This window comes from uncultured Sphingomonas sp., from assembly GCF_913777625.1.
In the GTDB taxonomy this organism is placed as follows: domain Bacteria; phylum Pseudomonadota; class Alphaproteobacteria; order Sphingomonadales; family Sphingomonadaceae; genus Sphingomonas.
Genome location: NZ_CAJYTI010000020.1, coordinates 365,179 through 388,380, shown reverse-complemented (window position 1 = coordinate 388,380; position 23,202 = coordinate 365,179). Strand labels below are relative to the sequence as shown.

The following is a 23,202-nucleotide window of genomic DNA, read 5'->3' as shown; positions in this document are numbered from 1 at the left end:
CGAAATCGGTTGTCGGACGTTACGAGGGCCATGCAGACACTCTGGTTCATCACCAATCCCAATTCCGGCACCACCTCCGCGGCGAAATGCGAAGCGCTGGAGGCGGTGTTCGCGGAGCGCGGCCTGTCGCTCGCCGGCCGCACCCGCTTCCCCGCCGATCCGTTGCCCGACGGCGCGGCGCTGGAGGCGGCGGGGGTGGATACGGTGGTGCTGTTCGCCGGCGACGGCACGATCAACGCCGCGCTCTGCGCGCTCGCCGAATGGGACGGTGCGTTCCTGATCCTGCCCGGCGGCACGATGAACCTGCTCGCCAAGGCGCTGCACGACGAGACCGATCCGCACAAGATCCTCCACGCCGCGCATGGCTGCGACCGGCGGGTGGCGCTGCCCTATATCGTCGCGGGCGAGCATCGCGCGTTCGTCGGGCTGATCCTCGGGCCGGCGGCGAGCTGGTTCCGCGCCCGCGAAGTGGTGCGCAAGGGGCGGTTCGGGCGGCTGCTCGCGGCGGTCCGCGGCGCCTGGCGCAACACCTTCCACCGGCGCGGGGTGCGGGTGGAAGGCGCGCAGGGGCTCGGCGACCGCTATCAGGCGGTGTTCGTCAGCCCCGCGCTGGACGGGCTGGAGGTCGCTGCGGTCGACGCGCGCGACTGGGGCTCGATCGCGCAGCTCGGCTGGGAATGGGTGACCGGCGACTGGGTCGCGGCGCGTGCCGTCACCGAAAGCCGCACCGAGCAGCTCCGCCTCGGCGAGCGGCGCCCGGTGCTGGCGCTGTTCGACGGCGAGCCCGAAACGCTCGCGCCCGGCACCACCGTCCGTGCCGGGCGGAGCCTGGAGACGTTCATCGCCACCCGCGCCGAAGGGGTGGCGGCATGATGCGCCTCTTCCATGTCAGCGACGTCCATTTCGGCCGGGAGAATCGCGAGGCGGTCGACTGGTTCAACGCGAAGGTGCGCGACGAGAAGCCGGACGCGGTGATCATGACCGGCGACCTCACCATGCGCGCCCGGGCGAAGGAGTTCGCCGCCGCCGCCGAATGGCTGGAGAGCCTCGCCGTGCCGGTGACGGTCGAGGTGGGCAACCACGATCTGCCCTATTTCAATCCCTTCGCCCGGCTGGCGATGCCGTACCGTCGCTACAAGGCGCTGGAGCACATGATCGAGCGGCCGCTCGACATTCGAGGCGTGTCGATCGTGCCGCTCAAGACCACCGCGCGTTTCCAGTTTCGCACGAACTGGTCGAAGGGGCATGTCAGCATGCACGCGCTGCAGCGGTCGCTGGCGCTGGCCGAGGCGGTGCCGACGGGCGACCTGGTGTTCGTCGCCGCCCATCACCCGCTGATCGAGGCGGGGACGCGGGCGACGTCGCGGACGCATGGCGGGCGCCGGGCGCTGGTCGCGCTCGCCCAGGCTGGCGCCGATGCGGTGCTCAGCGGCCATGTCCATGACCCGTTCGACATCGAGCACCGCGTCGACGATCAGGTGGTCCGCCTGATCGGCGCGGGCACGCTCTCGGAGCGCACCCGTGACCAGCCGCCCTCGTTCAACGAAATTACCGTGGAGGGGACGACCTTCTCCACCCGCGCCCGCTTCCTGGGGGAGGCAAGCGTGCAGCTTTGAGGGACGGTCGCACGTCCTCTTGACGCTGCTCTGTACTAAGCTGATATTTCTGTCATGACAGAACATGCTGCCGAGCCTTCGCTTCCCGTCGCCGTCCAGCAGTTCGTGCTGCACTGGGGTGAAATGGGCAGCCAATGGGGCGTCAACCGCTCGGTCGCGCAGATCCATGCGCTGCTCTACCTCAGCGACCGGCCGATGCACGCCGAGGAGATCAGCGACCGGCTGCGGATCGCGCGGAGCAACACCTCGAACAGCCTCAAGGAACTGCTCGGCTGGAAGCTGATCCGCCGGGTGCCGGTGCTCCACGACCGCCGCGACCATTATGAGGCGGAGGTGGACCTGATGCAGATGCTCACCCGCATCGCGCAAGGCCGAAAGGAGCGCGAGATTGATCCCGCCGTCGCCGCGCTGGAGACCTGCGTCGCCGAGGCCCAGGCCGATCCGCACATTTCGCCCGTGGCCCGTGCGCGGATCGAGGCGCTGCACGGCTTCACCGTGACGCTGGACGACTGGTACCAGCAGATGATCGCCATCCCGCCCTCCCGGCTGATGACGCTGATCAAGCTGGGGAAGAAGGTGCTGGGGTTTTTGCCGAAGGGATAGGGTTTGGGCTATCGGGACCGCGGGTAATGGCAGCGCGTCCGGTTCCCCCACTTGCAGACATGTGCGCCATTTGGAAAGCTGCTGCTAATGACCCGGACCGACCATGAATGGAGCCTATGCAATCCGGGACCGGGCACGCTTCTCGTTTGGGTTGAACCGTGGTGTGACGAGTTTGAGGTACCTCCCAGCGCTACGATAACCCTGAAAACCCCAGATGGTGTTGAAAGCGGCACTGTGGGAGAAATAGAGTGGGGACCCGAAAATCTCATCATCTGGGCAAACGGACCAACCGTGGCCGTGTTCGTCGATGATGTGCTTCAGGAATCTGCCTCAGCGATTGTCCCGATACCCAACGGTTTAACCAAGGGCATGCTAAACACCCTCTTCGCCGAACACCCCCAAGCTCGCCTTGGCGGCTATCCTTTGCCTGTCGTTGCCACACCTCCTTGGTGGCGGCGGCTTAGAAACCTTTGAATAAATGAGTTACAGCCAGCGGAAGGGTGCTAACCACCTTTCCAGGTTGTGACCGCTGTCCGCTTCCCACAAACTGCCGGCCATCGTGATGATAAATCTACAGGCGATCGGCGGATTGTGAAATGTCATTTGTTCACTATATGTTCGTCTCTGCCGGATGGTACGGCCGCTCTTTGATCTTGTTAGATGCGCTAGTTGCGTACGATGAGGGGCGCACTGTATCTCTGTGGTCGGCGTCATCGCAGACGAGGTGCACTGCATCGTCGTGCACCTAAACTTCCTAAACTTCGCCTCGCTGCCCTGTCGCGATTCCAGCAGAAACGCGCGCACGCCTAAACTTCCTAAACTTCGGTCAGCTGCTGCTCTGCGGGTGCGGGCGTTCTTCACCACTTTCGGCCCGCGATCGCCGATCGCGTCCTGTCGATTTAGGGGCGTCTCGAGGCTGCGTTTGAATCGTAAGAAAAAGGGCGGCCCGTTGCCGGACCGCCCCTTGTTTCCTGGCCGAAGCCGAGACGCTTAGCGCTTCGAGAACTGGAAGCTGCGGCGGGCCTTCGCCTTGCCGTACTTCTTACGCTCGACGGCGCGGCTGTCGCGGGTCAGGAAGCCGGCCTTCTTCACCGGGGCACGCAGCACCGGCTCATACTTGGTCAGCGCCTGCGAGATGCCGTGCTTGACGGCACCGGCCTGCCCCGAGAGGCCGCCGCCCTTGACGGTGCAGATCACGTCATACTGGCCCTCACGCTCGGCGACACCGAACGGCTGGTTGATGACGAGACGCAGCGTCGGACGCGCGAAATAGACTTCCTGGTCACGACCGTTGATCGTGATCTTGCCGGTGCCGGGCTTCAGCCACACGCGGGCCACGGCGTCCTTACGACGGCCGGTGGCATAGGCGCGGCCATACTGGTCCAGCTCCTGCGCACGCAGCGGCGTGGTCGGGGCGGCCGGCTCGTCGATCTGGCCGGCGAGATAGGCGTCGGCAGCGGCGGCAGCCGGAGCGGCGGCCTGGCCTTCGGTCGGCGCGGCGGGCTGCTGGCCCAGCGCGGCACCCAGGTCGGAAAGCGACTGGCGGTTGTCAGACATTATGCACCCACCTTGTTCTTGCGGCTCATGCCGGCGATGTCGAGAACCTCGGGGTTCTGGGCTTCATGCGGATGCTCCGAACCGGCGAAGATGCGCAGGTTGCGCATCTGCTGGCGACCGAGCGGGCCGCGCGGGATCATGCGCTCCACGGCCTTCTCCAGAACGCGCTCCGGGAAGCGGCCCTCAAGAACCTTGGCGGCGGTGATGCCCTTGATGCCGCCCGCATAGCCGGTGTGCTTGTAGTACACCTTCTGGCCGAGCTTCTTGCCGGTGAAACGGATCTTGTCCGCGTTGATCACGATGACATTGTCACCGCAGTCGACGTGCGGGGTGAAGCTGGTCTTGTGCTTGCCGCGCAGGACGTTCGCGATCACCACCGCTGCACGACCGACGACGAGCCCTTCGGCGTCGACGATGTGCCACTTCTTCTCCACCTCGGCCGGCTTGGCCGACTTGGTGGTCTTCATCAGCGCCTTCATGGCCTGTGACCTTTCGCGTAGGAAATGCATACGCGCCACCGTTGCCGGCAGCGCGATCCACGCCCCAATGCCGATAGGAGGGCTGAAAGTCAAGAAATGCGTGGGTTTGCTGACGGGTAAAATGATACCTGTCGGTTCAGCGTGTCTCTTCGGTGATCCAGCGGGCGACCGCGGCGCCCGCCTCGACCGGCCATTGCTCGATCACCGGCAGGTCATAGCCATGGATCGCCGCGATCCGCTCGCGCAGGCGGAGTGCCAGGGCAGGGCGGGTCTTGAACAGCGCCGGCACCTCGTCGCCGCGCTCGATGGCGCCCTGCCAGCGATAGATCGAGGTGCAGGGCGCGAGGAGGTTGACGCAGGCCGCCAGCCGCTCCGCCAGCACCGTCTCGGCCACCCGCTCGGCGTCGGCGCGGCTGGCGAAGGTGACGTAGAGCAGCGCGGTGTCGCTCACCGCGTGCGGCCGGTCGCGTGGACGCCCCAGACGGTCGCGCACACCAGCAGCGCGCCGACTAGCTGGTGGGTGGCGGCGACATGGAGGCTCACGCCGGTCATCACCGTGGCGATGCCGAGCAGGATCTGGATGCCGAAGGCCGAATGGATCGCGATCGAGGCGCGGCGATCACCGGCGGCCTTGGCCTTGCGGGCGAGGACGATCAGCCCGCCCACGACCACCCAGGCCCACCAGCGGTGGATGAAGTGGACGATTGCCGGATCGTAGAGGGCGGCGTGGAGCGGGCTCTCTCCCACCTGGCTGACGCCGGGGAAGAAATGGTCGTTCATCAGCGGCCACTGGTTGGTGACCAGCCCCGCATCGAGGCCGGCGACCAGCGCACCATAGAAGAGCTGGATCGCCAGCAGCACCAGCACGCCCGCGCCGAGGCCGGTCAGTCGCGCGGGGCGTTCGGCATGGTTGGCGGCGAGCGCGCGCAGGTCGAGCATCGTCCAGACGATGCCGCCCAGCGTGAACAGCGCGGTCATCAGATGCGTCGCCAGCCAGAAATGGCTGACCGAGGTGCGGGTATGGTTGAGGCCCGACTTCACCATCCACCAGCCGAACGCGCCCTGCAGCCCGCCCAGCGCCAGCAGCGCGACCAGCCGCCAGCCATAGCCCTTGGGGATCTGCCGGCGGATCGCGAACCACAAGAGCGGCAGCGCGAACACCATGCCGATCAGCCGGCCGAGCAGGCGGTGGACATATTCCCAGAAGAAGATGCCCTTGAACCCGGCGAGCGTCATGCCCTGGTTGAGCTGCTCATATTGGCCGATCTGCTTGTAATGGTCGAACTCGGCCTGCCATTGCGCGTCGTTGAGCGGGGGGATGATCCCCGAGATCGGCTTCCATTCGGTGATCGACAGGCCCGATTCGGTCAGGCGGGTGATCCCGCCGACGACGACCATCGCGACGATCATCGCGGCGACGACGAACAGCCAGAGCGCAAGCGCGCGGGGGCGGGCGGTGAGGGGAAGGACGGTCATCTTCAGCACGTACCGCGATGTAGGCCGTGGGGGAAGCAGGCGCTAGCTTCCGGCCGATGGACTTTCGGTCAGGATCGCGGGGCTATCGACTGCGCACGTAGAGGATGCGCGATCCGAAATCGATCACCGCGCCGGTCCGCTTCAGGAATACGCCGCCCAGATATCCGCTGATCCCGGCATCGGGGTCGGCCGGGCGCGGGCGGGCGGCATAGCCGTAAATGTCGCTGATCGATCCGCCGGCAATGTCGGGCGAGGTCCAGTCGCCGATCTGGAGCCGTATCGGGGCATCCAGCCGATATTCCGAAACATGCGTGCCGGTCGGTCCGCTGCCTTCGCCGGTATCCTTCCCCAGCGGGAGCTTCGCGGCTTCCGCCCAGGGCAGGTCGACCGTCAGTTCGCTGGCCGAGGTGACGGCCATCGTGCGCGTGATGCCGTGGAGCGTCGCCCGCACGGTATAGCGCTGTTCCTTTTCGTCAAATTGCATCGGCAAGGCGACATAGCCCGCCTTGCGCAGCGCGGCCGCCTTTGCGCTGACCTCGGCCGGGCTGGGTGCGACCAGCGCCTGGTTCCTAGCGAAGTCGAGCACGACGCGATTGTCCCGGATCCATCCGATCCCGAGCATGCCATAGTCATCCTGCGGGACCTCGAACACGCTGACGCGCGCGTCACGGACGGTTGCGTTGCCCACCTGCAGCGTGGCGACGATCCCTGGATCGAGGCCGAGATCGCTGACATGGCCGGGACGGTCGATCCCGAAGGCGCGATGTCCGGCGGTGAGCACGACGCCGAATGCCGCCGCCTTGGCGTGTTCCAGCTGAGCATAGAAGCTGGCGTTCGAATGGACCATCATCCTCAGCGGATGGCCGTTGAAGCGCGCGACGACGATCGGACGAGGATTGCCGCCGCTGCGGATGACCTTGAAGGGCACGACATGGCTGGCGCGGACCTTGGGCCCCTGCGACGCGGCAGGGGTGCCTGCCGCGGCCAGTCCGGCCAAGGCGGCGCAGGCGAGCACGGGCGCGAGGAACCTGGATCGAGAATCGAGACGTCGGATCATCACCGAAACGTATACGATTTTGCCGGCGCGTCAAAGCGGCGTGCGGCGCACGTCACGTCAGCGATCGGGGAGGACGGGCGGGGCCGGAGGCGGTGTGGCCGAGCGCTTCATCGCGATGTCGATCAGCGTCTCCAGGCGGATCACTCGCTCGCGCGTTTCGATCGAATAGCGTCGCGCTTCTTCAGCGGTGGTCAGCGCCTGCTCGACCTTGTGCTGGAGCAGCGCGACCTGCTGGAGGGCGCGCAGCGCATCGGTCCAGAAGCTCACTGGCGGGCCCAGCCGGACAGGGCGGTGGACAGCGCGTCCCAGTCGATCGAGGAATCGGCCAGCAGCTGTTCGCGGACCTGGGCGCGATAGGCATCCTCGTCGAACTGTGCGGCAGCAGTGCGGGCGACTTCCAGCTGGGTGAAGGCTTGGTCGGTGCGGGCATTAGCCTGCTCGAGCTGGGAGAGCAGGTCGCGCATCAGCGCCATCTCGGCATCGGTTGGTTCGGTATAGCGTTCGGCGGCGGTGCGCATGAAGTCGCTGACCGTCATGTCTGCGGCTTCCGCATTGGCCGAAATGCGCCGCTTTTCCTCGGGCGATACCAGCACGACGACGCGGCTGGAGCGAGTCTGGGGAAGCTGGGTTGCCATGTGCATGTACATGACATGTGCATGTTAAAGATTCAAGGCGGGGAGGCCCAGATCCTCCCCGGCACGGGGAGGGGGACCGCCGCCGCAGGCGGTGGTGGAGGGGGATCTCCACGAAGGACGTCCTTCGCTGCAATTCCCGTCCACCAAGCCGCTGCGCGTCTTGGTCCCCCTCCCCGTTCCGGGGAGGATCAAGAAGTTACGCCCGCACCCCGTCGGCCAGTTCGGCCTCGTTATAGCGCAGCGCCTTGAGTACCGTGTCGACGATGTGCGCGGCGTTGAGGCCGGCTTCGTCATACTGCTTCTCGGGCTTGTCCTGGTCCTGGAACACGTCCGGCAGGCGCATGGTACGCAGCTTGAGACCGGCGTCGACCAGGCCAGTGTCGCTGGCCAGCGTCAGCACATGCGCGCCAAGGCCGCCGATCGCGCCTTCTTCGATCGTCACCGCCACCTCGTGGGTGGTGAGCAGGCGGCGGATCAGGTCCTCGTCGAGCGGCTTGGCGAAGCGCAGGTCGGCGACCGTGGTCGAAAGTCCCTTGGCGTCGAGCGTGTCCGCGGCCTTGAGCGCCTCGGCGAGGCGGGTGCCGAGCGACAGAATCGCCACCTTCTTGCCCTCGCGGACCACGCGGCCCTTGCCGATCTCCAGCCGCTCCGGAACCTTCGGAAGCTCCAGCCCGATGCCGTTGCCGCGCGGGTAGCGGAGCGCAATCGGGCCGCTGTCGTGCAGCGCGGCGGTGTGGGTCATGTGGACGAGTTCGACCTCGTCGGCCGCCGCCATCACCACGAAGTTGGGCAGGCTGGCGAGATAGGTCACGTCGAAGCTGCCGGCATGGGTCGCGCCGTCGGCACCGACCAGCCCGGCGCGGTCGATCGCGAAGCGGACCGGCAGGTTCTGGATCGCGACGTCGTGCACCACCTGGTCATAAGCTCGCTGCAGGAAGGTCGAGTAGATCGCGCAGAACGGCCGCATCCCCTGCGCAGCGAGGCCCGCTGCAAAGGTGACCGCGTGCTGCTCGGCGATGCCGACGTCGAAGGTGCGCTCCGGGAACATCGTCTGGAACTTGTCGAGGCCGGTGCCCGAGGGCATCGCCGCGGTGATTGCGCAGACCGTGGAGTCACGCTCCGCCTCGGCGAGCAGGGCGTCGGCGAAGACCTTGGTATAGGCAGGCGGGCCCGGGGGCGCCTTGGCCTGCGCGCCGGTGATCACGTCGAACTTCTGGACGCCGTGATACTTGTCCGCCGCATTCTCGGCCGGGGCATAGCCCTTGCCCTTCTTGGTGACGACATGGACCAGGATCGGGCCCTGCTCGGCGTCGCGGACATTCTCCAGCACCGGGATCAGATGCTCGAGATTATGGCCGTCGATTGGGCCGACATAATAGAAGCCCAGTTCCTCGAACAGCGTGCCGCCGGTCGCCATGCCGCGGGCGAATTCCTCCGCCTTGCCGGCGGCGGCGGTCAGGCGGCGGGAGACCTTCTGGGTCACCCGCCGCGCGAGGCTGCGCAGGCCCATATATTCGGACGAGGAAATCAGGCGCGCGAGATAGGCCGAAAGCCCGCCCACCGGCGGTGCGATCGACATGTCGTTGTCGTTGAGGATCACGACCAGCCGGTTGCCGGCGGCCTCGGCATTGTTCATCGCCTCATAGGCCATGCCGGCGCTCATCGCGCCGTCTCCGATCACCGCGATCGCCTTGCCGGGCGCGCCCTTCAGCTTGTTCGCCGTGGCGAAGCCGAGCGCGGCCGAAATCGAGGTCGAGGAGTGCGCGGCGCCGAACGGGTCGTACTCGCTCTCGCTGCGCTTGGTGAAGCCGGAGAGGCCACCGCCCTGGCGGATGGTGCGGATGCGGTCGCGCCGGCCGGTGAGGATCTTGTGCGGATAGCATTGATGCCCGACGTCCCAGATCAGCCGGTCGTCGGGGGTGTTGAAGACATAGTGGATCGCCACCGTCAGCTCGACGACGCCGAGGCCGGAGCCGAGATGGCCCCCGGTCGTGCCCACGGCACTGATGGTTTCGGCGCGAAGCTCGTCTGCCAGCTGGCGAAGCTGGGCGGGGGCGAGCTTCCGGAGGTCCTGCGGCGTGTCGACCGTGTCGAGCAGCGGCGTCTTGGGTAGGTCAGCCATGGCGTTTGTTAGCGCAGTGTTACGGCCGAGTCGAACGGTCAAATGGGCAGGTCAATCGCACTTGCCGCACTTGCCGCGCACCTCGATCACCGGGCGAACCGGTGAGAAACCAGCATGTTGCGCTGCCGAACGGACGTTTTTGGTGATCGTATCGTCGTCGAGATGGGTGGTCTGGCCGCAGCTGTCGCATACCAGGAAAATACAGTCGTGCAGGCATTCCGGATGGGCATTGGCGACATAGGCGTTGGCGCTTTCCACCCGCCGCGCGAGGTTCGATCCGACGAACAGGTCGAGGATCCGGTAGACGCTGTTGGCGGCGACGCGGCGCCCCTCGGCCTTCGAAACGGCCTCGGCGATGTCATAGGCCGACGCGGGCTTGTCGAAACCGGCCAGCGCCTCGAACACGCGCTCACGCATCGCCGTCCACTGCTCCCCGGCCTCTTCCAGCCGGGTGCGGGCCGCCTTGGTGAGATCGGCCCCGTGATGCTCGTGATGATGATGCGCGGACATGGCGTGGATTTAGGCGCTGCGACCGGTTCCGGCAAGCAGGGCGCGCCGGGCGCTCAGTGGCTGGCGCGGTGGTTCAGGTCGTGGCCAAGGGCGACAAGGCACACGCCGACCAGCGTCCAGAAGGTTTCGAACCCGCCATGCGGCAGGGTAAGCGCCCCGCTCATGATCCCGAGCCCGAACGCGCCGACGACGGCCGGCGCCATATAGCCATGATGCAGAATCCCGCGACCCAGCGCGAAGATGCCGAAGCCGATCGCGAGCACCAGCCCGACCTCATGGATATGCGGGTCGAGCAACCCGCCCGCGGTGGAGGCGAGGGTGAGCAGCACGGTCGTTGCGATGCAGTGGATCAGGCACAGGCCGCTGATTCCGATGGCGATGCGATCGAACGCGCCATCCAGGCTCGCCCACCAGCGGGCAATGGGGGTACTCAGCGACATGGACGGCATATAGACCTGTCCAGGCGGCGGTACAACATATCATCGCGTAAAATCTTGGTCAGCGGGCGCTGGCGCCGAACAGGCCATGCCCGGCCGCCCATGCATGCCAGAGATCGGGCCAGCCGGCGGCGGGAAGATGCGCGGCGCCGCGCAGGCCGAACCCATGCCCGCCGCGTTCGAACAGGTGCATCTCCACGGGCACGCCGGCAGCCTTCAGGGCAGCGCGGAACCGCACGCTGTTTTCCACCGGCACGGTGCCGTCGTCTTCGGCATGGACGAGGAAGCAAGGCGGCGTGTCGGCACGGACCTGCTGGTCGGGCGCATGTTCGACGAGGTCGGCAGGGACCGCATGGTGCCCCAGCAGATTGGCGCGCGACGCCGTGTGCGCGATCGGCGACTCCATCGCGATGACCGGGTAGATCGGGGCAGCAAGCATCGGCCGCGCGGACAGCGCGTCGGCTGCGTCGATGGGGGCATAGACGCGGCGATCGAAGCGCGTGCAGCCATCGGCGCAGAGATGCCCGCCGGCGGAAAAGCCGATCGTCGCCACCCGCGCGGGATCGACGCGCCATTCTGCGGCCCGCGCGCGGATCAGGCGGATCGCGCGCTGCGCATCGGCGAGCGGCGTGTCGGCGGGATCGGCCCAGCCCTGCGCAGGCAGCCGATAAAAGAGCACGAAGGCAGTAATCCCGCGCGCTTGCAGCCATGCGGCGAGTTCATAGCCTTCCTTGTCGATCACCACCCGCGCATAGCCGCCGCCCGGGGTGATCAGCACCGCGGCACCATTCGGCGTCTCGGCGGGGAAGACGTCGAGTCGCGGCGTGCGGATCGAGTCATACGCCCGGTCGCGGGGGCCGCCGGCGATGGTGCGGTCAACGATATGATCGGTCAGGGCGCCATTCTGCAAGCCCGGCGCGTCGTTCGGCCAGAGTCGGATGCTGGTCTGCGGCGCAGGATCCGCTGCCGCTCGCGCCGCCCCGGCAAGGATCGGGCTGGCGAGTGCGCCGGCAAGGAGACCGCGACGATCCATATCAGTCATGGTCGGAACGTGCCGTGCGTGTGCGGGATTGCAACTGCACCACGGCAAATGGAAGGCTGCATGGGCGCAAGATACTAGAGGATCGGCAAGGGTAGGCCGGGTGCCGCTCTAGGGTACGTCACCCGGCCATTCCCATGCGTGTTACTATAGGAGATTCTCCACGATTTTACCAGCGTGCTTGGGTTGATTTGATCGCATTTTGCGCAGCGCGGGTTGCGCGGTTGCCCAGATAATGCGCCTGCGCCGCATCGGTGGCGTTTACCGCCAGCAGCGAGCGCGCTTCGGCGGTGTTGCGCACCGTGCCGCTACGCTCGGTGGCGGTATCGAGCAGGCGGTCGAGCAACGCCTGGCCCTCTTCCCACCAGCCGATTCCGCTGGCGGCGTTGAGGTGCCCCTGCGGACCCGCATCGACAAACAGGCTGCCCCAGCCGCGAGCAAGGTCTTCGGCGCGCGCGAGGTTGACCCAGGGATCGTCGCTGCTCGCCACGACCACGCTGGGGAAGGGCAGCAGGGACGCCGGCGTCGGACGGAAGGCGTGCAGTTCGGCCGGGGCCGAGTCGCGGTCGACATCGGCGGGGGCCACCAGCAGCGCGCCGGCCACCGGCGTGCCGAAGGTCTGCCCCGCCAGCGTCGCCCACCAGGCAACGGCGAGGCAGCCCAGGCTGTGCGCGGCGAGCACCACCGGCGCCTGCGCCTGCCGGATCGCCTGGTCGAGCTTGGTCACCCAGGCGTTGCGGTGCGGCGCATCCCACATGCCGAGTTCGACGCGGTGGGTATCGGGGCGGGACTGTTCCCACAGCGTCTGCCAGTGCGACGGCCCGGAGCCGCCGAGACCGGGTACGGTAAGGATGATCGGCGAGCGATCATCGATCGGCGAAAAGATCGTCATTGCGTTCCTCTCCTTGTGTCCTTGGGAGGGACTGGCCGGACTTCCTCTATAATCTCCACTGATTTAGTGGGCAATACGGCGTGCGCCGAATGGAGGAGCGGTTGCGCCAAGGCGTGGCCCGCGCCTAAAGGGCGGGCATGGCAAAGCTTCGCGCCGATCAATTGCTCGTCGACCGCGGGCTCGCCGAGAGCCGCACGCGGGCCCAGGCGCTCATCATGGCCGGTCTCGCCTTCACCGGCGAGCGCAAGATCGAGAAGGCGGGCCAGATGCTCGCCGAGGATGCGGCGCTGGAGGTGCGCGGGCGCGACCATCCCTGGGTGTCGCGCGGCGGCATCAAGCTCGCCCATGCGCTGGAGCATTTCGGCTGGGACGTGACCGGCGCGGTGGCGATCGACGTCGGCTCGTCGACCGGCGGCTTCACCGACGTGCTGCTGACGAACGGCGCGGCGCGCGTCTATGCGGTGGACAGCGGCACCAACCAGCTCGCCTGGAAGCTGCGGCAGGACGAGCGGGTGGTGGTCCACGAACAGACCAGCGCGCGCATCCTGACGCACGCGCACATTCCCGAGCCGATCGACCTGGTGGTGTGTGACGCGAGCTTCATCGGGCTGGCCAAGGTGCTCGACGTGCCCTTGGGCTTCACCCGCCCCGGCGCGCGGCTGGCGGCGCTGATCAAGCCGCAGTTCGAGGCGGGGCGCGAGGAAGTCGGCAAGGGCGGGGTGGTGCGCGATCCGGCGGTGCACGCGCGGGTCTGCGCCGAGGTGGCAGCCTGGCTGGACGGCAAGGGCTGGCAGGTGCTGGGCGTGACCCGCAGCCCGATCACCGGGCCGGAAGGCAATGTGGAGTTCCTGATCGGCGCGGTGCGAGCCGAGGAAGAAGCCTCCTAGCAAACTGCTGAATTGGATTCAGTACCGCGTGCCGATTTTGCGATGTTATCGTCTCCAGCGCGCGCGCTTAAAAAGTCGGCATGAAAGCGGATCTCATTTCCATCGATCCTCCGGCGTCTGACCGGCGCGGCGGCTGGTCTGCGGTCGTCGCGCTGACGCTGTGCGTCGCGACGCTGATCGCATCGGAATTCATGCCGGTCAGTATCCTGACCCCGATCGCATCCGATCTCGGCCTTACCGAAGGGGCCGCGGGACAGGCGATTTCCATTTCCGGCTTGTTCGCGGTGCTGACGAGCCTTTCGCTCTCATGGGCGGCCGCAGGAATCGACCGGCGCCGGCTTCTGCTCGGGCTGTCGATGTTGATGTTGGCCTCGGGCGTCACGGTTGCGTTTGCGCCCAACTTTGCGGTGCTGATGCTGGGCCGCGCGTTGATCGGAATCGTCATCGGCGGCTTCTGGTCGATGTCGGCAGCCACGGTGATGCGCCTTCTGCCCGAGGCACAGGTGCCCAAGGGGTTGGCGACGCTGAATGCTGGCAATGCCTTCGCCACGACGATCGCCGCGCCGCTCGGCAGTTTCCTTGGCCAGTATATCGGTTGGCGAGGGGCCTTCTTTCTGGTGGTTCCGCTGGCGGCCGCGACGCTCGTCTGGCTTTGGCGCACATTGCCGGAGATGCCTTCGCCCCGCACGGCGGTACGCGTCAGTCCTTTCCGCGTGCTGTGCCGGCCTGCGGCACGCATCGGCATGGCGGCCGTGGCATTGCTGTTCATGGGCCAATTTGCATTGTTCACCTATCTTCGCCCGTTCCTCGAAACCGTGACCGGGCTCAGCGTCACCTCGCTTTCCCTGGTGCTGCTGATGATGGGAGGTGCGGGATTGGCCGGGACTTGGTTGATCGCACGCGCCGTCGCGCGAAGGCTGGCGGCGACGTTGGTCATCGCCCCGTTGCTGATGGCGGCCATCGCTACGGGCCTCGTCGCGGTGGGCGCGTGGCCGCTTCCAGTCGTCGTGCTGCTCACCGGCTGGGGACTGATCGGCACCGCCGTGCCGGTCGCCTGGTGGGCTTGGGTGAGCCGGCGGCTGGCCGAGGATGCGGAAGCGGCGGGCGGCCTGATGGTGGCGGTGATCCAGCTCGCAATTGCGCTGGGCGCGGCGGGCGGCGGGATGCTGTTCGACAGGGCTGGTCCGGGCGCCGCATTCCTGGCGGGGGCGGTGCTGTTGCTTGCGTCTGCCCCGCTTGCCTTGCTGGCGGGACGCGATCGGTGCGGATGATCGACTCCGCCAGCGCATGGTTGGCATCCCAACACGGCTTTGCAGCCAGCCTTTGATCGCCTAGGCAACAGCACTCGCAAAGGGGTAGGCAGGAGAGACGCACGTGAACGCACTGGCATCGAAGGCGCAACTGCGGCGTGGCTTCTGGCTTCGCGCGCTGGTGACGGTGCCGCTGGTTGTGCTGCTCGGCTTCGGATCGGCGATGGTCGCGCCCGCCGGGGACCAGAACCCCTGGTTCACCGCGCTCGCCAAACCCGCGATCCAGCCGCCCAACATCGCCTTTCCGGTCGTCTGGACGATCCTCTATGTGCTGATGGGCCTCGCCCTAGCGCTGGTGCTGAGCGCGCGGGGCGCACGCGGGCGGACCGCGGCGGTCGCGCTGTTCGTCCTCCAGCTCGCGGTGAACCTCGCCTGGTCGCCGATCTTCTTCCGCTTCCACAAGCTCGACCTCGCGCTGATCGTGATCGTGGCGCTGGCGGTGCTGGTGGCGGTGACGATGGTCGCCTTCTGGCGCGTCCGCACGCTCGCCGGGCTGATGCTGCTGCCCTATCTCGCCTGGGTGTGCTTCGCGAGCGTGCTGTTCTCGCAGGTGCGCGATCTCAATCCCGATGCGGAAAAGATTGCGTCGGCGGCGTCGAACGCCCACATCCACCTCGAAACGCTTTGACTGGGATTTTTTGACATGCAGACCGACAATCGCCTGTTCGACGATCTGGTGAAGATGGTGAACGGCGCCGCCGGCACCTTCGCCGGGGTGGCCCGCGAAGCCGAGGCCGGCGCGCGCGAGCGCGCCCGTGAATGGATCGGCGGGCTCGATTTCGTCAGCCGCGACGAGTTCGAAGCGGTGAAGGCCATGGCTGCCGCCGCGCGCGACGAGGCCGATGCGCTGAAGGCGCGCCTCGATGCGCTGGAAGCGAAGCTGAACCCGCAAGGGACTGCGTGACGCTGGCTGCGCGATCCTTGTCCACAGCTTTAAGCGGCGGGGCGCAGGCGCAAGCTTGTGCCCCGTTCGCGTGCTTGGCACTAGCGGCTATGGCTACACGACCGGGGGCGACATGGGCATGCTAGACGAAGCGGAATTCGACCGCGACGCCGCGGCACCCATCGACATGCTCGAGACCTATTTCGCCGCGCATGGCTGGACGCACGAGCGCGAGGACGACGAGATCGTCGCCAAGGTGAAGGGCAGCTGGACCCAGTACGAACTCCGCGCGATCTGGCGCGAGGACGACGGCGTGCTGCAGTTCATGGGCTTCCCCGACGTGCGCGTGCCCGAGGAGCGGCGCGGACTGGTCTACGAGACGATCGGTCTGGTCAACGAACAGCTGTGGATCGGCCATTTCGAGCTCTGGTCGTCGACCGGCATTCTGCTGTTCCGCCACGCCGCGCTGATCGACGGCGACGAGGGCGCCTCGCTCACGCTCGCCCAGGCCGAACTGCTGGTCGAAAGCGCGATCGACGAGTGCGAGCGCTTCTATCCTGTCTTCCAGTTCGTCCTGTGGGGCGGCAAGACGCCGAGCGAGGCGATCGCCGCCGCGCTGATCGAGACCCAGGGCGAGGCCTGAGATGTCGCTGTTGCCGCGGATCTGGCTGATCGGGGCCGGCAATATGGGCGGGGCGATGCTGCGCCGCTGGGCCGGGGCGGGGATCGACCCGTCCGCGATTACCGTGATCGATCCGGGCAGCCCTGCCATTCCTGAAGGCGTGCGGCATGTGACCGCGCCGCCAGCGGATGAGCGCCCCACCGCGGTCGTCCTGGCCGTGAAGCCGCAGCAGCTTCACGCCGTTGCGCCGGTGCTGGCACCGGCGGTCACCGGCGTGCCGCTGCTCGTGTCGATCCTGGCGGGTGTCGAGGTCGCGACGCTCTCGCAGGCGCTGGGCGCGAAGACGGTCGTGCGTGCCATGCCCAACCTGCCGGTCGCGATCGGCAAGGGCGTCGTCGGCCTCACCACGCCGAGCGACGATGCCGAAGCGCGCGCCACCGCCGAGACGCTGATGGCCCCGCTCGGGCTGGTCGAATGGGTGCCGAGCGAGACCATGCTCGATGCGCTGACGGCACTTGCCGGCTGTGGCCCCGGCTTCGTGTTCCGCTTCGTCGATGCGCTGGCCGAGGCCGGCGCGGCGCTGGGCCTGCCCGCCGATCAGGCGCAGCGGCTGGCGCTTGCCACGGTCGAGGGATCGGGCCTGATGGCGGCTGCTGCCAGCGAAAGCCCGGCCGTGCTCGCCGATCGCGTCGCCAGCCCGGGCGGCTCGACGCGCGAGGGCCTGAACGTGCTCGATCGCGACACGGCACTGAAGACGCTGCTGCGCGAAACGCTCGCCGCTTCTGCCCGGCGCAACGCCGAAATGGCCGCCGAAGCGCGCAAATAGCGCGCACCGCTACGGAACGGCTGCGATTTCCAGCGGTTAAGCCTCCGATCCTAGTATCGACGGAGGCTGACATGGCGACGACGACCGAACGCGACCCCAAGCGCACGACGAAGACGACGGCCAAGGACACGGCCAAGACGAGCAGCGGCAGCAGCGTGGGCGTGATCGCCGGCGCCGTGGCCGGTGGTGCGGCGCTAGGCCTGCTCGCGATGCTCGGCCGCAAGGCGGCGGTACAGGCGCCGAGCGCGCTCGCCGGCAATTGGGACGATGCGCTCAAGGCCGAGCACAAGGCGGTGCTGAAGGTGTTCGACACTCTGGAAGCGACCGACGACAAGGCGACGATACGTCGTAACATGCTGCTCGCGCACATCAAGCACGCGCTGGTGAAGCATGCGATCGAAGAAGAAAATGTCATCTACCCGGCACTCCGCGAAGCGGGCAAGACCGCGCAGGCGGACGCGCTCAACGCCGAGCATGGCTATGTGAAGCAGTTCCTCTACGAGCTGGAGAACATGCCGAGCACCTCGCCCAAATGGCTGGCGAAGGTGAAGGAATTTCGCGCAGCGCTGGAGAAGCACATTCGCGAGGAAGAGGACACGCTGTTCCCCGAACTGCGCGCCCAGCTCAGCGAGGAAAAGAACAAGGCCCTCACCCTTGCGATGAACAAGGAAGGCTTCAAGGTCGCCTGAACCCGGCGGCGGCTGGGTGCGTTTAGCGCCCCAGCGTCGCCACCCGGCCGCGCTCGTCCTCGGGCATCAGCCCTTCGAGCACGGCCCAGAATCCCCCGACGGCTCCCTGGCCGGCGCTTGAATAGGCGCCGGCCATTTTTTCGCGGAGCGCCTCGAACAGCTCGGCCTCGAGCTTCGCCCCGGCGTCGGTGAGCCGCAGCAGCCGCTGCCGCCGATCCCGCGTGCCGGCGCGCGTCTCGACCAGCCCGCGCTCCGCCAGCTCCCCCAGCACCCGGCCCAGCGACTGTTTGGTGATCGCCAGCAGCGAGAGCAGCTCGCTCACCGTCAGGTCGGGCTTGCGCGCGATGAAATAGAGCGCGCGGTGGTGCGCCCGGCCCAGCCCCAGGCGCGCCAGCCCGTCATCGATCGAGCGGGTGAGATGCGAATAGCCGAAATAGAGCAGCTCGATGCCGCGCCGGATCTCGGGTTCGCGCAGGAAGAGGGGAGAGGCAGGAATTGGGGCAGCCATGTTGACCGTTTCTGCCACCGCGCCTAGTCCTGCGCAACCCGAGGCTCTGGGGACGAGAAAGACCGAGTGATGGAAGACGCGACGATCCTGGATTTCGAATTCGAGGCCCACACCAATCCGCGCACCGGCGACGAGCGCGCGACGATCCTCGCGAATCCCGGCTTCGGCAAGGTATTCACCGATCACATGGCGGTGATCCGCTATTCGGCCGACAAGGGCTGGCACGATGCGCGCATCCAGCCCTATGCGCCGCTCCAGATCGATCCGGCCTGCGCGGTGCTCCACTATGCGCAGGAGATTTTCGAGGGGCTGAAGGCCTATCGCCTGCCCGATGGCGGCGCGGGGCTGTTCCGCCCGGGCGAGAATGCCCGCCGCTTCCGCGAATCGGCCGAGCGCATGGCGATGACGCCGCTGCCGGAGGAACTGTTCCTCGCCTCGATCCGCGAACTGGTGAAGGCCGATCGCGACTGGATCCCGGAAAGCGAGGGCGCCGCGCTGTATCTCCGCCCCTTCATGTTCGCGAGCGAGACCTTCCTCGGGGTCAAGCCGGCGAGCGAATATCTCTACCTCGTCATCGCCTCGCCGGCGGGCGCCTATTTCAAGGGCGGCGCGCCGTCGGTGACCCTGTGGGTGTCCGATCACTATACCCGCGCGGCGCCGGGCGGCACGGGGGCGGCCAAGTGCGGCGGCAACTATGCCGCGAGCCTCGTCGCCCAGGCCGAGGCGATCCGCCAGGGCTGCGACCAGGTGGTGTTCCTCGACGCGGTCGAGAACCGCTATGTCGAGGAACTGGGGGGCATGAACGTGTTCTTCGTGTTCGACGACGGCAGCATCTCCACCCCGCCGCTCTCGGGCACGATCCTGCCGGGCATCACCCGCGACTCGCTGATCACGCTGGCGCGGGATGCCGGGGTGGACGTCCGCGAGGAACGCTATTCGATCGACCAGTGGCGCGAGGACGCCAAGAGCGGCCGCCTGCGCGAGGCGTTCGCCTGCGGCACCGCCGCGGTGGTCACGCCGATCGGTGCGGTCCGCGGGGCCGGCTTCGACTTCCAGATCGGCAATGGCGGCCCGGGCCTGCTGACCGAGCGGCTGCGCGAGCAGCTGGTGGGAATTCAGCGCGGAACGGCGGCAGACTCGCACGGATGGCTTGAACGCCTCTTCTGAGGCTCTATAAGCCCGCTTCCCGTTGGGGCGTCGCCAAGTGGTAAGGCAACGGTTTTTGGTACCGTCATTCGGAGGTTCGAATCCTCCCGCCCCAGCCAGTTTTCCCAAAAATCGTTGCCTCAGTCTCCTACCCCGAAGTTTTCGCTTCGTGTGGGGCAGGTCTGTGGTGCGCTTTCCGGGCCTCCGCCGCCGGGTGAGTTGTAAACTGCCGGTCCACACTGCTGCCTAGCGTCGGGGCGCTGAGCTTGCGCCTATCGGCATACACTGGAGGTTGGGCAGGCGACGCTACGGCATGGGGGTGTCGAAGCGGACCATGAACGTCAGGCCAGCGCCAGCAGGTGGATGAGGCCGAGGCTGATCGCCCCGAGCACGAGTAGCGAGAGAATCACGGCCGCGCTCACTCGGCCGCCGGCATGGGCGACGGTGCGAACATCGACCCCCAGACCGAGTGCCGCCATCGAGACGACGGTCAGCAGCGTGGCGATATCGTTCGCCGGGGCCAGCGCCGCATGCGGGATCAGGCCGAAGGAACGCAAAGCCACCAGGCCGAGGAACCCGAGGATGAACCAGGGCACCAGGTGGTGCCGCGCCGGCCGGCCACGGGCAGGGCGCTCTCCAGCGGTGACGTGCGGGGGGCGTTCATCGGCTTCCGCCCGCAGCGCAGGCGCGACGAGCGACAGGACCAGGCAGACCGGGCCAAGCATCAGCACCCGCACCAGCTTCACCAGCGTGCCCATCTGGACGGCGGCCGCACCCCCGGGCGCAGCCGCGGCGATCACCTGCGGCACCGCATAGACGGTGAGGCCGGCAAGTGCGCCGAACTGGTGGCCGCTAAGACGAAGGCCGAAGGCGAGCAGCGGCAGCGACAGGACGACCACTACGCCGAGTACGGCCGTGAAGCCGATCGAGGCCGCAACGTCGTCGCCGTCCGCGCCGATCACCGGCGCCACCGCCGCGATCGCTGAGTTGCCGCAGATCGAATTGCCGCAGGCGACGAGCAGGGCCATGCGCTTTGGCAGCCGCAGCATTCGGCCGATCAGATAGCTGCTGGTGATCGCCACGCAGACCACGCCCGCGATCCCGAACAACAGGCCCGGGCCGGCGGCGAGGATCGTCGCGGCGCTCACCGAGGCGCCGAGCAGGACCACCGCGAGTTCCAGCAGGAACTTGGCGCTGAAGCGGATGCCCGGGAACCAGCGCCTGTCCGGCGTCCAGGCGGTACGCACCGCCGTGCCGATCAGGATGGCAAGGACCAACGCTTCCAGCCAGGCGCGTCCGAACACCGCCTCTTCGATCCGCTGCAGGACGAAGGCAGCGCCGGTCACGGCAAGGCAAAGCGCGAGGCCGGGCAAAACGGTGCTGCCGGGCAGGTCGGGGCGGCGGGGCAGGCTCTGCGCAGTCACTTCGTGTCTCCTTGGTGAGACACAGATGCGACGGGGCTTACCGATCATTCCAACGATCAATCCATATGGTTCTGATCGTCCAATGTTATTGGTCCGCGCGTTTCATCACCGCGCCCAGGCGATGCTGCACAAACTCCACAAACGTCCAGGAAGATGTCGTTCAGTTAGGGGGGCGGCCGCCTTCAATCCGATCACCAATGGCGATTAGATTACCCATTCGGGCTGCACGTCGAAGCTCGCAAGGACGTCGAGCAAGGCGTCGGCGGCCTTGCTGCGATACCGTTCCTTCTGCCGCAGACCATGAAAGCGGCGCGGCGGTAGCGCGAAGGGCAGGGCGAACAATGCGCGTGCTTCCAGGAGCGGCAGGACGACCAACTGCGACAGCATCGCCGCGCCGACACCCGCGCGGACGGCGGCGAGCACCGACTCATTGGACGGCAGGGTCAGCACGACATTGAGGTCGCGCGGGTCCAATCCCCGGTCCCGGATCGCGGCTTCGCAGGTCGAACGGGTGCCGGAGCCAGGCTCGCGCATCACCCAGGGCGCGGCGGCCAGCCAGGCGTTGGTGATCGCTTCCGCCGGCGTGGCGCTGACCAGCAACAGATGGTCTTCGCCAACCTTCCAGTGGGCGAGCGACGGCTCGTCGACGGCACCTTCGACGAAGCCCAGCTCGGCGTCACCATCGCGGACGCTGTGCGCGGCTCCTTCGGTATTGGCGATGGCGACGGACAATTCGATATCGGGATAGCGGCGATGGAAGGCGGCGAGCCGCTCGGGCAGCCAATAGGCGGCAATCGTCTGGCTGGCGACGAGCCGAAGATGGCCCCGCTTCAACCCGGCATATTCGCCGAGCGCCAGCTGGGCTTCCGCCGCTCGGGCGAGGACGGCGCGCGCTTCGCCTAGGAAAAAGCGGCCGGCATCGGTCAGCTCGATGCCGCGACCGACGCGGTGGAACAGCTTGATGTCGTGCCGAGCCTCAAGCGTCGCGATGGCGGCGGAGGCGGCGGACTGGGTGACGCCGACCGCCTCCGCCGCCCGCGTCATGTGCTCGCGTTCGGCCACAGCGACGAAAATGCGGAGCTGTTCGAGGGTCATATCGGGCACCTAGCGGTTTGCGTGGTCATGGCATCGCCTGCCCCGGGGGCACGTAGAAGGGACGCGCGCACGCGGCGGCGATCCGTTCACCCCGTTGTCGGCACCACCACCTTGCCCCCCTTCATGACGAAGCGGACGGCGTGTATCGCCTCGATGTCGCGGGTGGGATCGCCTGTCACGGCGACGAGATCGGCAAGCAGGCCCGATTTGATCGCCCCCAGCCGTTCGGCCTGGCCGGACCAGCGGGCATTGCCCGAGGTGGCGGCCAGCAGCACGTCTGCCGGACGCATGCCCGAGGCCGCCAGCAGCACCATCTCGCGGGCATTGTCGCCATGCGCGAACACGCCGACATCGCCGCCCATGCAGATCGGCACGCCCGCCTTCAGCGCCAGCCGGAAGCTCTCGCGATTGAGGCGGACGGCGGCAGGCGCAGGCTCCGCACCGTTCCAGCCGCGATAGCGCGAGGTTGCATCCGAGGCGGCAAGGGTCGGGCAAAGGGCGATTTTCTTTGCGGCCATCGCGGCGAAGATCGCGGCCGTGCCGCCATAGCCATGCTCGATCGTGTCGACGCCGGCTTCGATCGCGCGGCGCATGCCTTCCGCAGTGGCGGCGTGCACCGCGACCGGGCGGCCGGCATCGTGCGCGGCGGCGACGGCGGCCTTCATTTCTTCCAGGCTGAGCGTCGGGCGGCTGTCCTCGCCGGGGCGCCAGCGATAATCGGCGTAGAGCTTGATCCAGTCGGCGCCCGCGGCGATCTGTCGGCGGACGGCGGCGACGATCTGCTCGGGGCCGGAGACTTCCTCGGCGCCCTGCGGCACCTCGACGCCCGGCTCGAACCCTTTCGGCCCATAGGCACCGAGCGCGACGATGGCGCGGGTCGCCACCTGCAGGCGCGGCCCCTCGACGATGCCCTGGTCGATCGCCGCCTTGAGCCCGACATCGGCATAGCCGGCGCCCTCGGTGCCGAGATCGCGCAGGCTGGTGAAGCCGGCGTGCAGCGTCGCACGGGCCTGCGCAACCGCGCGGGCGGTGCGCAGCGCGAGCGGCTCGTGCAGCACCTGATCGTCCCAGCTCGTCTCGTTATACGGGTGGAGAAAGAGGTGCGCGTGGCCCTCGATCATGCCGGGCATCAGCGTATCGCCGTCGAGCGGGATCACCTTCGCGTCGGCGGGGGCGGGGAGATTGGGACCGACCGCGACGATCCGGTCGCCGCGGACCAGCACCTGCCAGCCGGCATGGCTCTGGCCGTCCATGCCGTCGAACACCGCGGCGGGCTTGAGCAGGAGGGCGGCAGGTTCCGCCTGCTGCGCCGTCGCCGTGCCGCCCAGTGCCAGCGCGGCGAGGACCGCGAACCAGTGCTTGGCCATCTGCTCCCCCTCTTCTAGTCTC

At 67.5% G+C, this 23,202-nt stretch carries 28 protein-coding genes and 1 tRNA gene; 13 read left to right on the top strand and 16 right to left on the bottom strand.

Annotated features, from left to right (window positions below; genetic code table 11):
- Window positions 1-30: 30 nt before the first annotated feature.
- The 4 genes from QZ814_RS11795 to QZ814_RS11780 all read left to right on the top strand — a co-directional run bounded on the left by QZ814_RS11795 (window position 31) and on the right by QZ814_RS11780 (window position 2,693).
- Window positions 31-873, top strand: coding sequence for a diacylglycerol kinase family protein (locus QZ814_RS11795; protein WP_294332358.1), 843 nt, complete (start codon window positions 31-33; stop codon window positions 871-873).
- The gene (locus tag QZ814_RS11790) at window positions 870-1,616 is read left to right on the top strand and encodes a metallophosphoesterase (protein ID WP_294332356.1); all 747 of its coding nucleotides are present in this window, start codon (window positions 870-872) and stop codon (window positions 1,614-1,616) included. The genes QZ814_RS11795 and QZ814_RS11790 overlap by 4 nt, the downstream gene beginning before the upstream one ends.
- A gap of 54 nt (window positions 1,617-1,670) precedes the next feature.
- On the top strand, window positions 1,671-2,219 hold the full coding sequence (locus QZ814_RS11785) for a MarR family transcriptional regulator (protein ID WP_294332354.1): 549 nt from the start codon (window positions 1,671-1,673) through the stop codon (window positions 2,217-2,219).
- 87 nt (window positions 2,220-2,306) lie between these two features.
- Entirely contained in the window at window positions 2,307-2,693 is a 387-nt protein-coding gene (locus QZ814_RS11780) for a hypothetical protein (protein WP_294332352.1), read from the top strand.
- Between the two features lie 516 nt (window positions 2,694-3,209).
- On the opposite strand, the gene rpsI is transcribed toward QZ814_RS11780, so the two are convergent.
- The 12 genes from rpsI to QZ814_RS11720 all read right to left on the bottom strand — a co-directional run bounded on the left by rpsI (window position 3,210) and on the right by QZ814_RS11720 (window position 12,423).
- Window positions 3,210-3,776 (bottom strand): 30S ribosomal protein S9, encoded by a 567-nt coding sequence (gene rpsI / locus QZ814_RS11775; protein WP_294332351.1) that lies wholly within the window; start codon window positions 3,774-3,776, stop codon window positions 3,210-3,212.
- Window positions 3,776-4,255 (bottom strand): 50S ribosomal protein L13, encoded by a 480-nt coding sequence (rplM, locus tag QZ814_RS11770; RefSeq protein WP_019369452.1) that lies wholly within the window; start codon window positions 4,253-4,255, stop codon window positions 3,776-3,778. Before rplM ends, rpsI begins: the two co-directional genes overlap by 1 nt.
- A 136-nt stretch (window positions 4,256-4,391) precedes the next feature.
- On the bottom strand, window positions 4,392-4,706 hold the full coding sequence (gene cutA, locus QZ814_RS11765; protein ID WP_294332349.1) for a divalent-cation tolerance protein CutA: 315 nt from the start codon (window positions 4,704-4,706) through the stop codon (window positions 4,392-4,394).
- Entirely contained in the window at window positions 4,703-5,731 is a 1,029-nt protein-coding gene (locus tag QZ814_RS11760; protein ID WP_294332346.1) for a COX15/CtaA family protein, read from the bottom strand. The genes cutA and QZ814_RS11760 overlap by 4 nt, the downstream gene beginning before the upstream one ends.
- Before the next feature lie 82 nt (window positions 5,732-5,813).
- Complete coding sequence (locus QZ814_RS11755) at window positions 5,814-6,788, bottom strand: hypothetical protein (protein WP_294332343.1); 975 nt, start codon at window positions 6,786-6,788, stop codon at window positions 5,814-5,816.
- A 57-nt stretch (window positions 6,789-6,845) separates the two neighbouring features.
- A complete protein-coding gene (locus QZ814_RS11750; protein WP_294332339.1) occupies window positions 6,846-7,055 on the bottom strand; it encodes a hypothetical protein in 210 nt (69 codons plus the stop codon).
- On the bottom strand, window positions 7,052-7,423 hold the full coding sequence (locus tag QZ814_RS11745; protein WP_294332336.1) for a hypothetical protein: 372 nt from the start codon (window positions 7,421-7,423) through the stop codon (window positions 7,052-7,054). The genes QZ814_RS11750 and QZ814_RS11745 overlap by 4 nt, the downstream gene beginning before the upstream one ends.
- Window positions 7,424-7,619: 196 nt before the next feature.
- Window positions 7,620-9,545: a 1-deoxy-D-xylulose-5-phosphate synthase gene (gene dxs, locus QZ814_RS11740; RefSeq protein ID WP_294332333.1), complete on the bottom strand. Its 1,926-nt coding sequence runs from the start codon at window positions 9,543-9,545 to the stop codon at window positions 7,620-7,622.
- A gap of 51 nt (window positions 9,546-9,596) precedes the next feature.
- A complete protein-coding gene (locus QZ814_RS11735) occupies window positions 9,597-10,055 on the bottom strand; it encodes a transcriptional repressor (RefSeq protein WP_294332329.1) in 459 nt (152 codons plus the stop codon).
- Between the two features lie 53 nt (window positions 10,056-10,108).
- On the bottom strand, window positions 10,109-10,495 hold the full coding sequence (locus tag QZ814_RS11730) for a MerC domain-containing protein (RefSeq protein WP_294332327.1): 387 nt from the start codon (window positions 10,493-10,495) through the stop codon (window positions 10,109-10,111).
- A 58-nt stretch (window positions 10,496-10,553) separates the two neighbouring features.
- Complete coding sequence (locus tag QZ814_RS11725; protein WP_294332324.1) at window positions 10,554-11,534, bottom strand: alpha/beta hydrolase; 981 nt, start codon at window positions 11,532-11,534, stop codon at window positions 10,554-10,556.
- Between the two features lie 166 nt (window positions 11,535-11,700).
- Window positions 11,701-12,423 (bottom strand): alpha/beta hydrolase, encoded by a 723-nt coding sequence (locus QZ814_RS11720; RefSeq protein ID WP_294332319.1) that lies wholly within the window; start codon window positions 12,421-12,423, stop codon window positions 11,701-11,703.
- A gap of 137 nt (window positions 12,424-12,560) precedes the next feature.
- On the opposite strand from QZ814_RS11720, the gene QZ814_RS11715 reads away from it, so the two are divergent.
- From QZ814_RS11715 to QZ814_RS11685, 7 genes are all read left to right on the top strand, one after another.
- Complete coding sequence (locus tag QZ814_RS11715) at window positions 12,561-13,310, top strand: TlyA family RNA methyltransferase (RefSeq protein ID WP_294332317.1); 750 nt, start codon at window positions 12,561-12,563, stop codon at window positions 13,308-13,310.
- Between the two features lie 80 nt (window positions 13,311-13,390).
- Window positions 13,391-14,581 (top strand): MFS transporter, encoded by a 1,191-nt coding sequence (locus QZ814_RS11710; protein WP_294332314.1) that lies wholly within the window; start codon window positions 13,391-13,393, stop codon window positions 14,579-14,581.
- Window positions 14,582-14,684: 103 nt separating this feature from the next.
- Complete coding sequence (locus QZ814_RS11705; RefSeq protein ID WP_294332312.1) at window positions 14,685-15,248, top strand: TspO/MBR family protein; 564 nt, start codon at window positions 14,685-14,687, stop codon at window positions 15,246-15,248.
- Window positions 15,249-15,263: 15 nt separating this feature from the next.
- Window positions 15,264-15,524 (top strand): accessory factor UbiK family protein, encoded by a 261-nt coding sequence (locus tag QZ814_RS11700; protein WP_294332309.1) that lies wholly within the window; start codon window positions 15,264-15,266, stop codon window positions 15,522-15,524.
- Between the two features lie 112 nt (window positions 15,525-15,636).
- Complete coding sequence (locus QZ814_RS11695; RefSeq protein WP_010544228.1) at window positions 15,637-16,146, top strand: YbjN domain-containing protein; 510 nt, start codon at window positions 15,637-15,639, stop codon at window positions 16,144-16,146.
- 1 nt (window position 16,147) lies between these two features.
- Entirely contained in the window at window positions 16,148-16,951 is an 804-nt protein-coding gene (gene proC, locus QZ814_RS11690) for a pyrroline-5-carboxylate reductase (RefSeq protein WP_294332306.1), read from the top strand.
- Window positions 16,952-17,022: 71 nt separating this feature from the next.
- On the top strand, window positions 17,023-17,640 hold the full coding sequence (locus QZ814_RS11685) for a hemerythrin domain-containing protein (RefSeq protein WP_294332302.1): 618 nt from the start codon (window positions 17,023-17,025) through the stop codon (window positions 17,638-17,640).
- A 22-nt stretch (window positions 17,641-17,662) separates the two neighbouring features.
- Here the strand turns inward: QZ814_RS11685 and QZ814_RS11680 are convergent, their stop codons facing one another.
- Complete coding sequence (locus QZ814_RS11680; RefSeq protein ID WP_294332299.1) at window positions 17,663-18,148, bottom strand: helix-turn-helix domain-containing protein; 486 nt, start codon at window positions 18,146-18,148, stop codon at window positions 17,663-17,665.
- Window positions 18,149-18,217: 69 nt separating this feature from the next.
- On the opposite strand from QZ814_RS11680, the gene QZ814_RS11675 reads away from it, so the two are divergent.
- Together QZ814_RS11675 and QZ814_RS11670 are read left to right on the top strand one after the other, a co-directional pair.
- On the top strand, window positions 18,218-19,315 hold the full coding sequence (locus QZ814_RS11675; protein ID WP_294332296.1) for a branched-chain amino acid aminotransferase: 1,098 nt from the start codon (window positions 18,218-18,220) through the stop codon (window positions 19,313-19,315).
- Between the two features lie 23 nt (window positions 19,316-19,338).
- Window positions 19,339-19,413 (top strand) — tRNA-Gln (locus tag QZ814_RS11670).
- Between the two features lie 222 nt (window positions 19,414-19,635).
- On the opposite strand, the gene QZ814_RS11665 is transcribed toward QZ814_RS11670, so the two are convergent.
- From QZ814_RS11665 to QZ814_RS11655, 3 genes are all read right to left on the bottom strand, one after another.
- Window positions 19,636-20,718: a putative sulfate exporter family transporter gene (locus QZ814_RS11665; protein ID WP_294332293.1), complete on the bottom strand. Its 1,083-nt coding sequence runs from the start codon at window positions 20,716-20,718 to the stop codon at window positions 19,636-19,638.
- A gap of 204 nt (window positions 20,719-20,922) precedes the next feature.
- The gene (locus QZ814_RS11660; RefSeq protein WP_294332291.1) at window positions 20,923-21,813 is read right to left on the bottom strand and encodes a LysR substrate-binding domain-containing protein; all 891 of its coding nucleotides are present in this window, start codon (window positions 21,811-21,813) and stop codon (window positions 20,923-20,925) included.
- Window positions 21,814-21,899: 86 nt separating this feature from the next.
- On the bottom strand, window positions 21,900-23,180 hold the full coding sequence (locus QZ814_RS11655; RefSeq protein WP_294332288.1) for an amidohydrolase family protein: 1,281 nt from the start codon (window positions 23,178-23,180) through the stop codon (window positions 21,900-21,902).
- Window positions 23,181-23,202 lie beyond the last annotated feature (22 nt).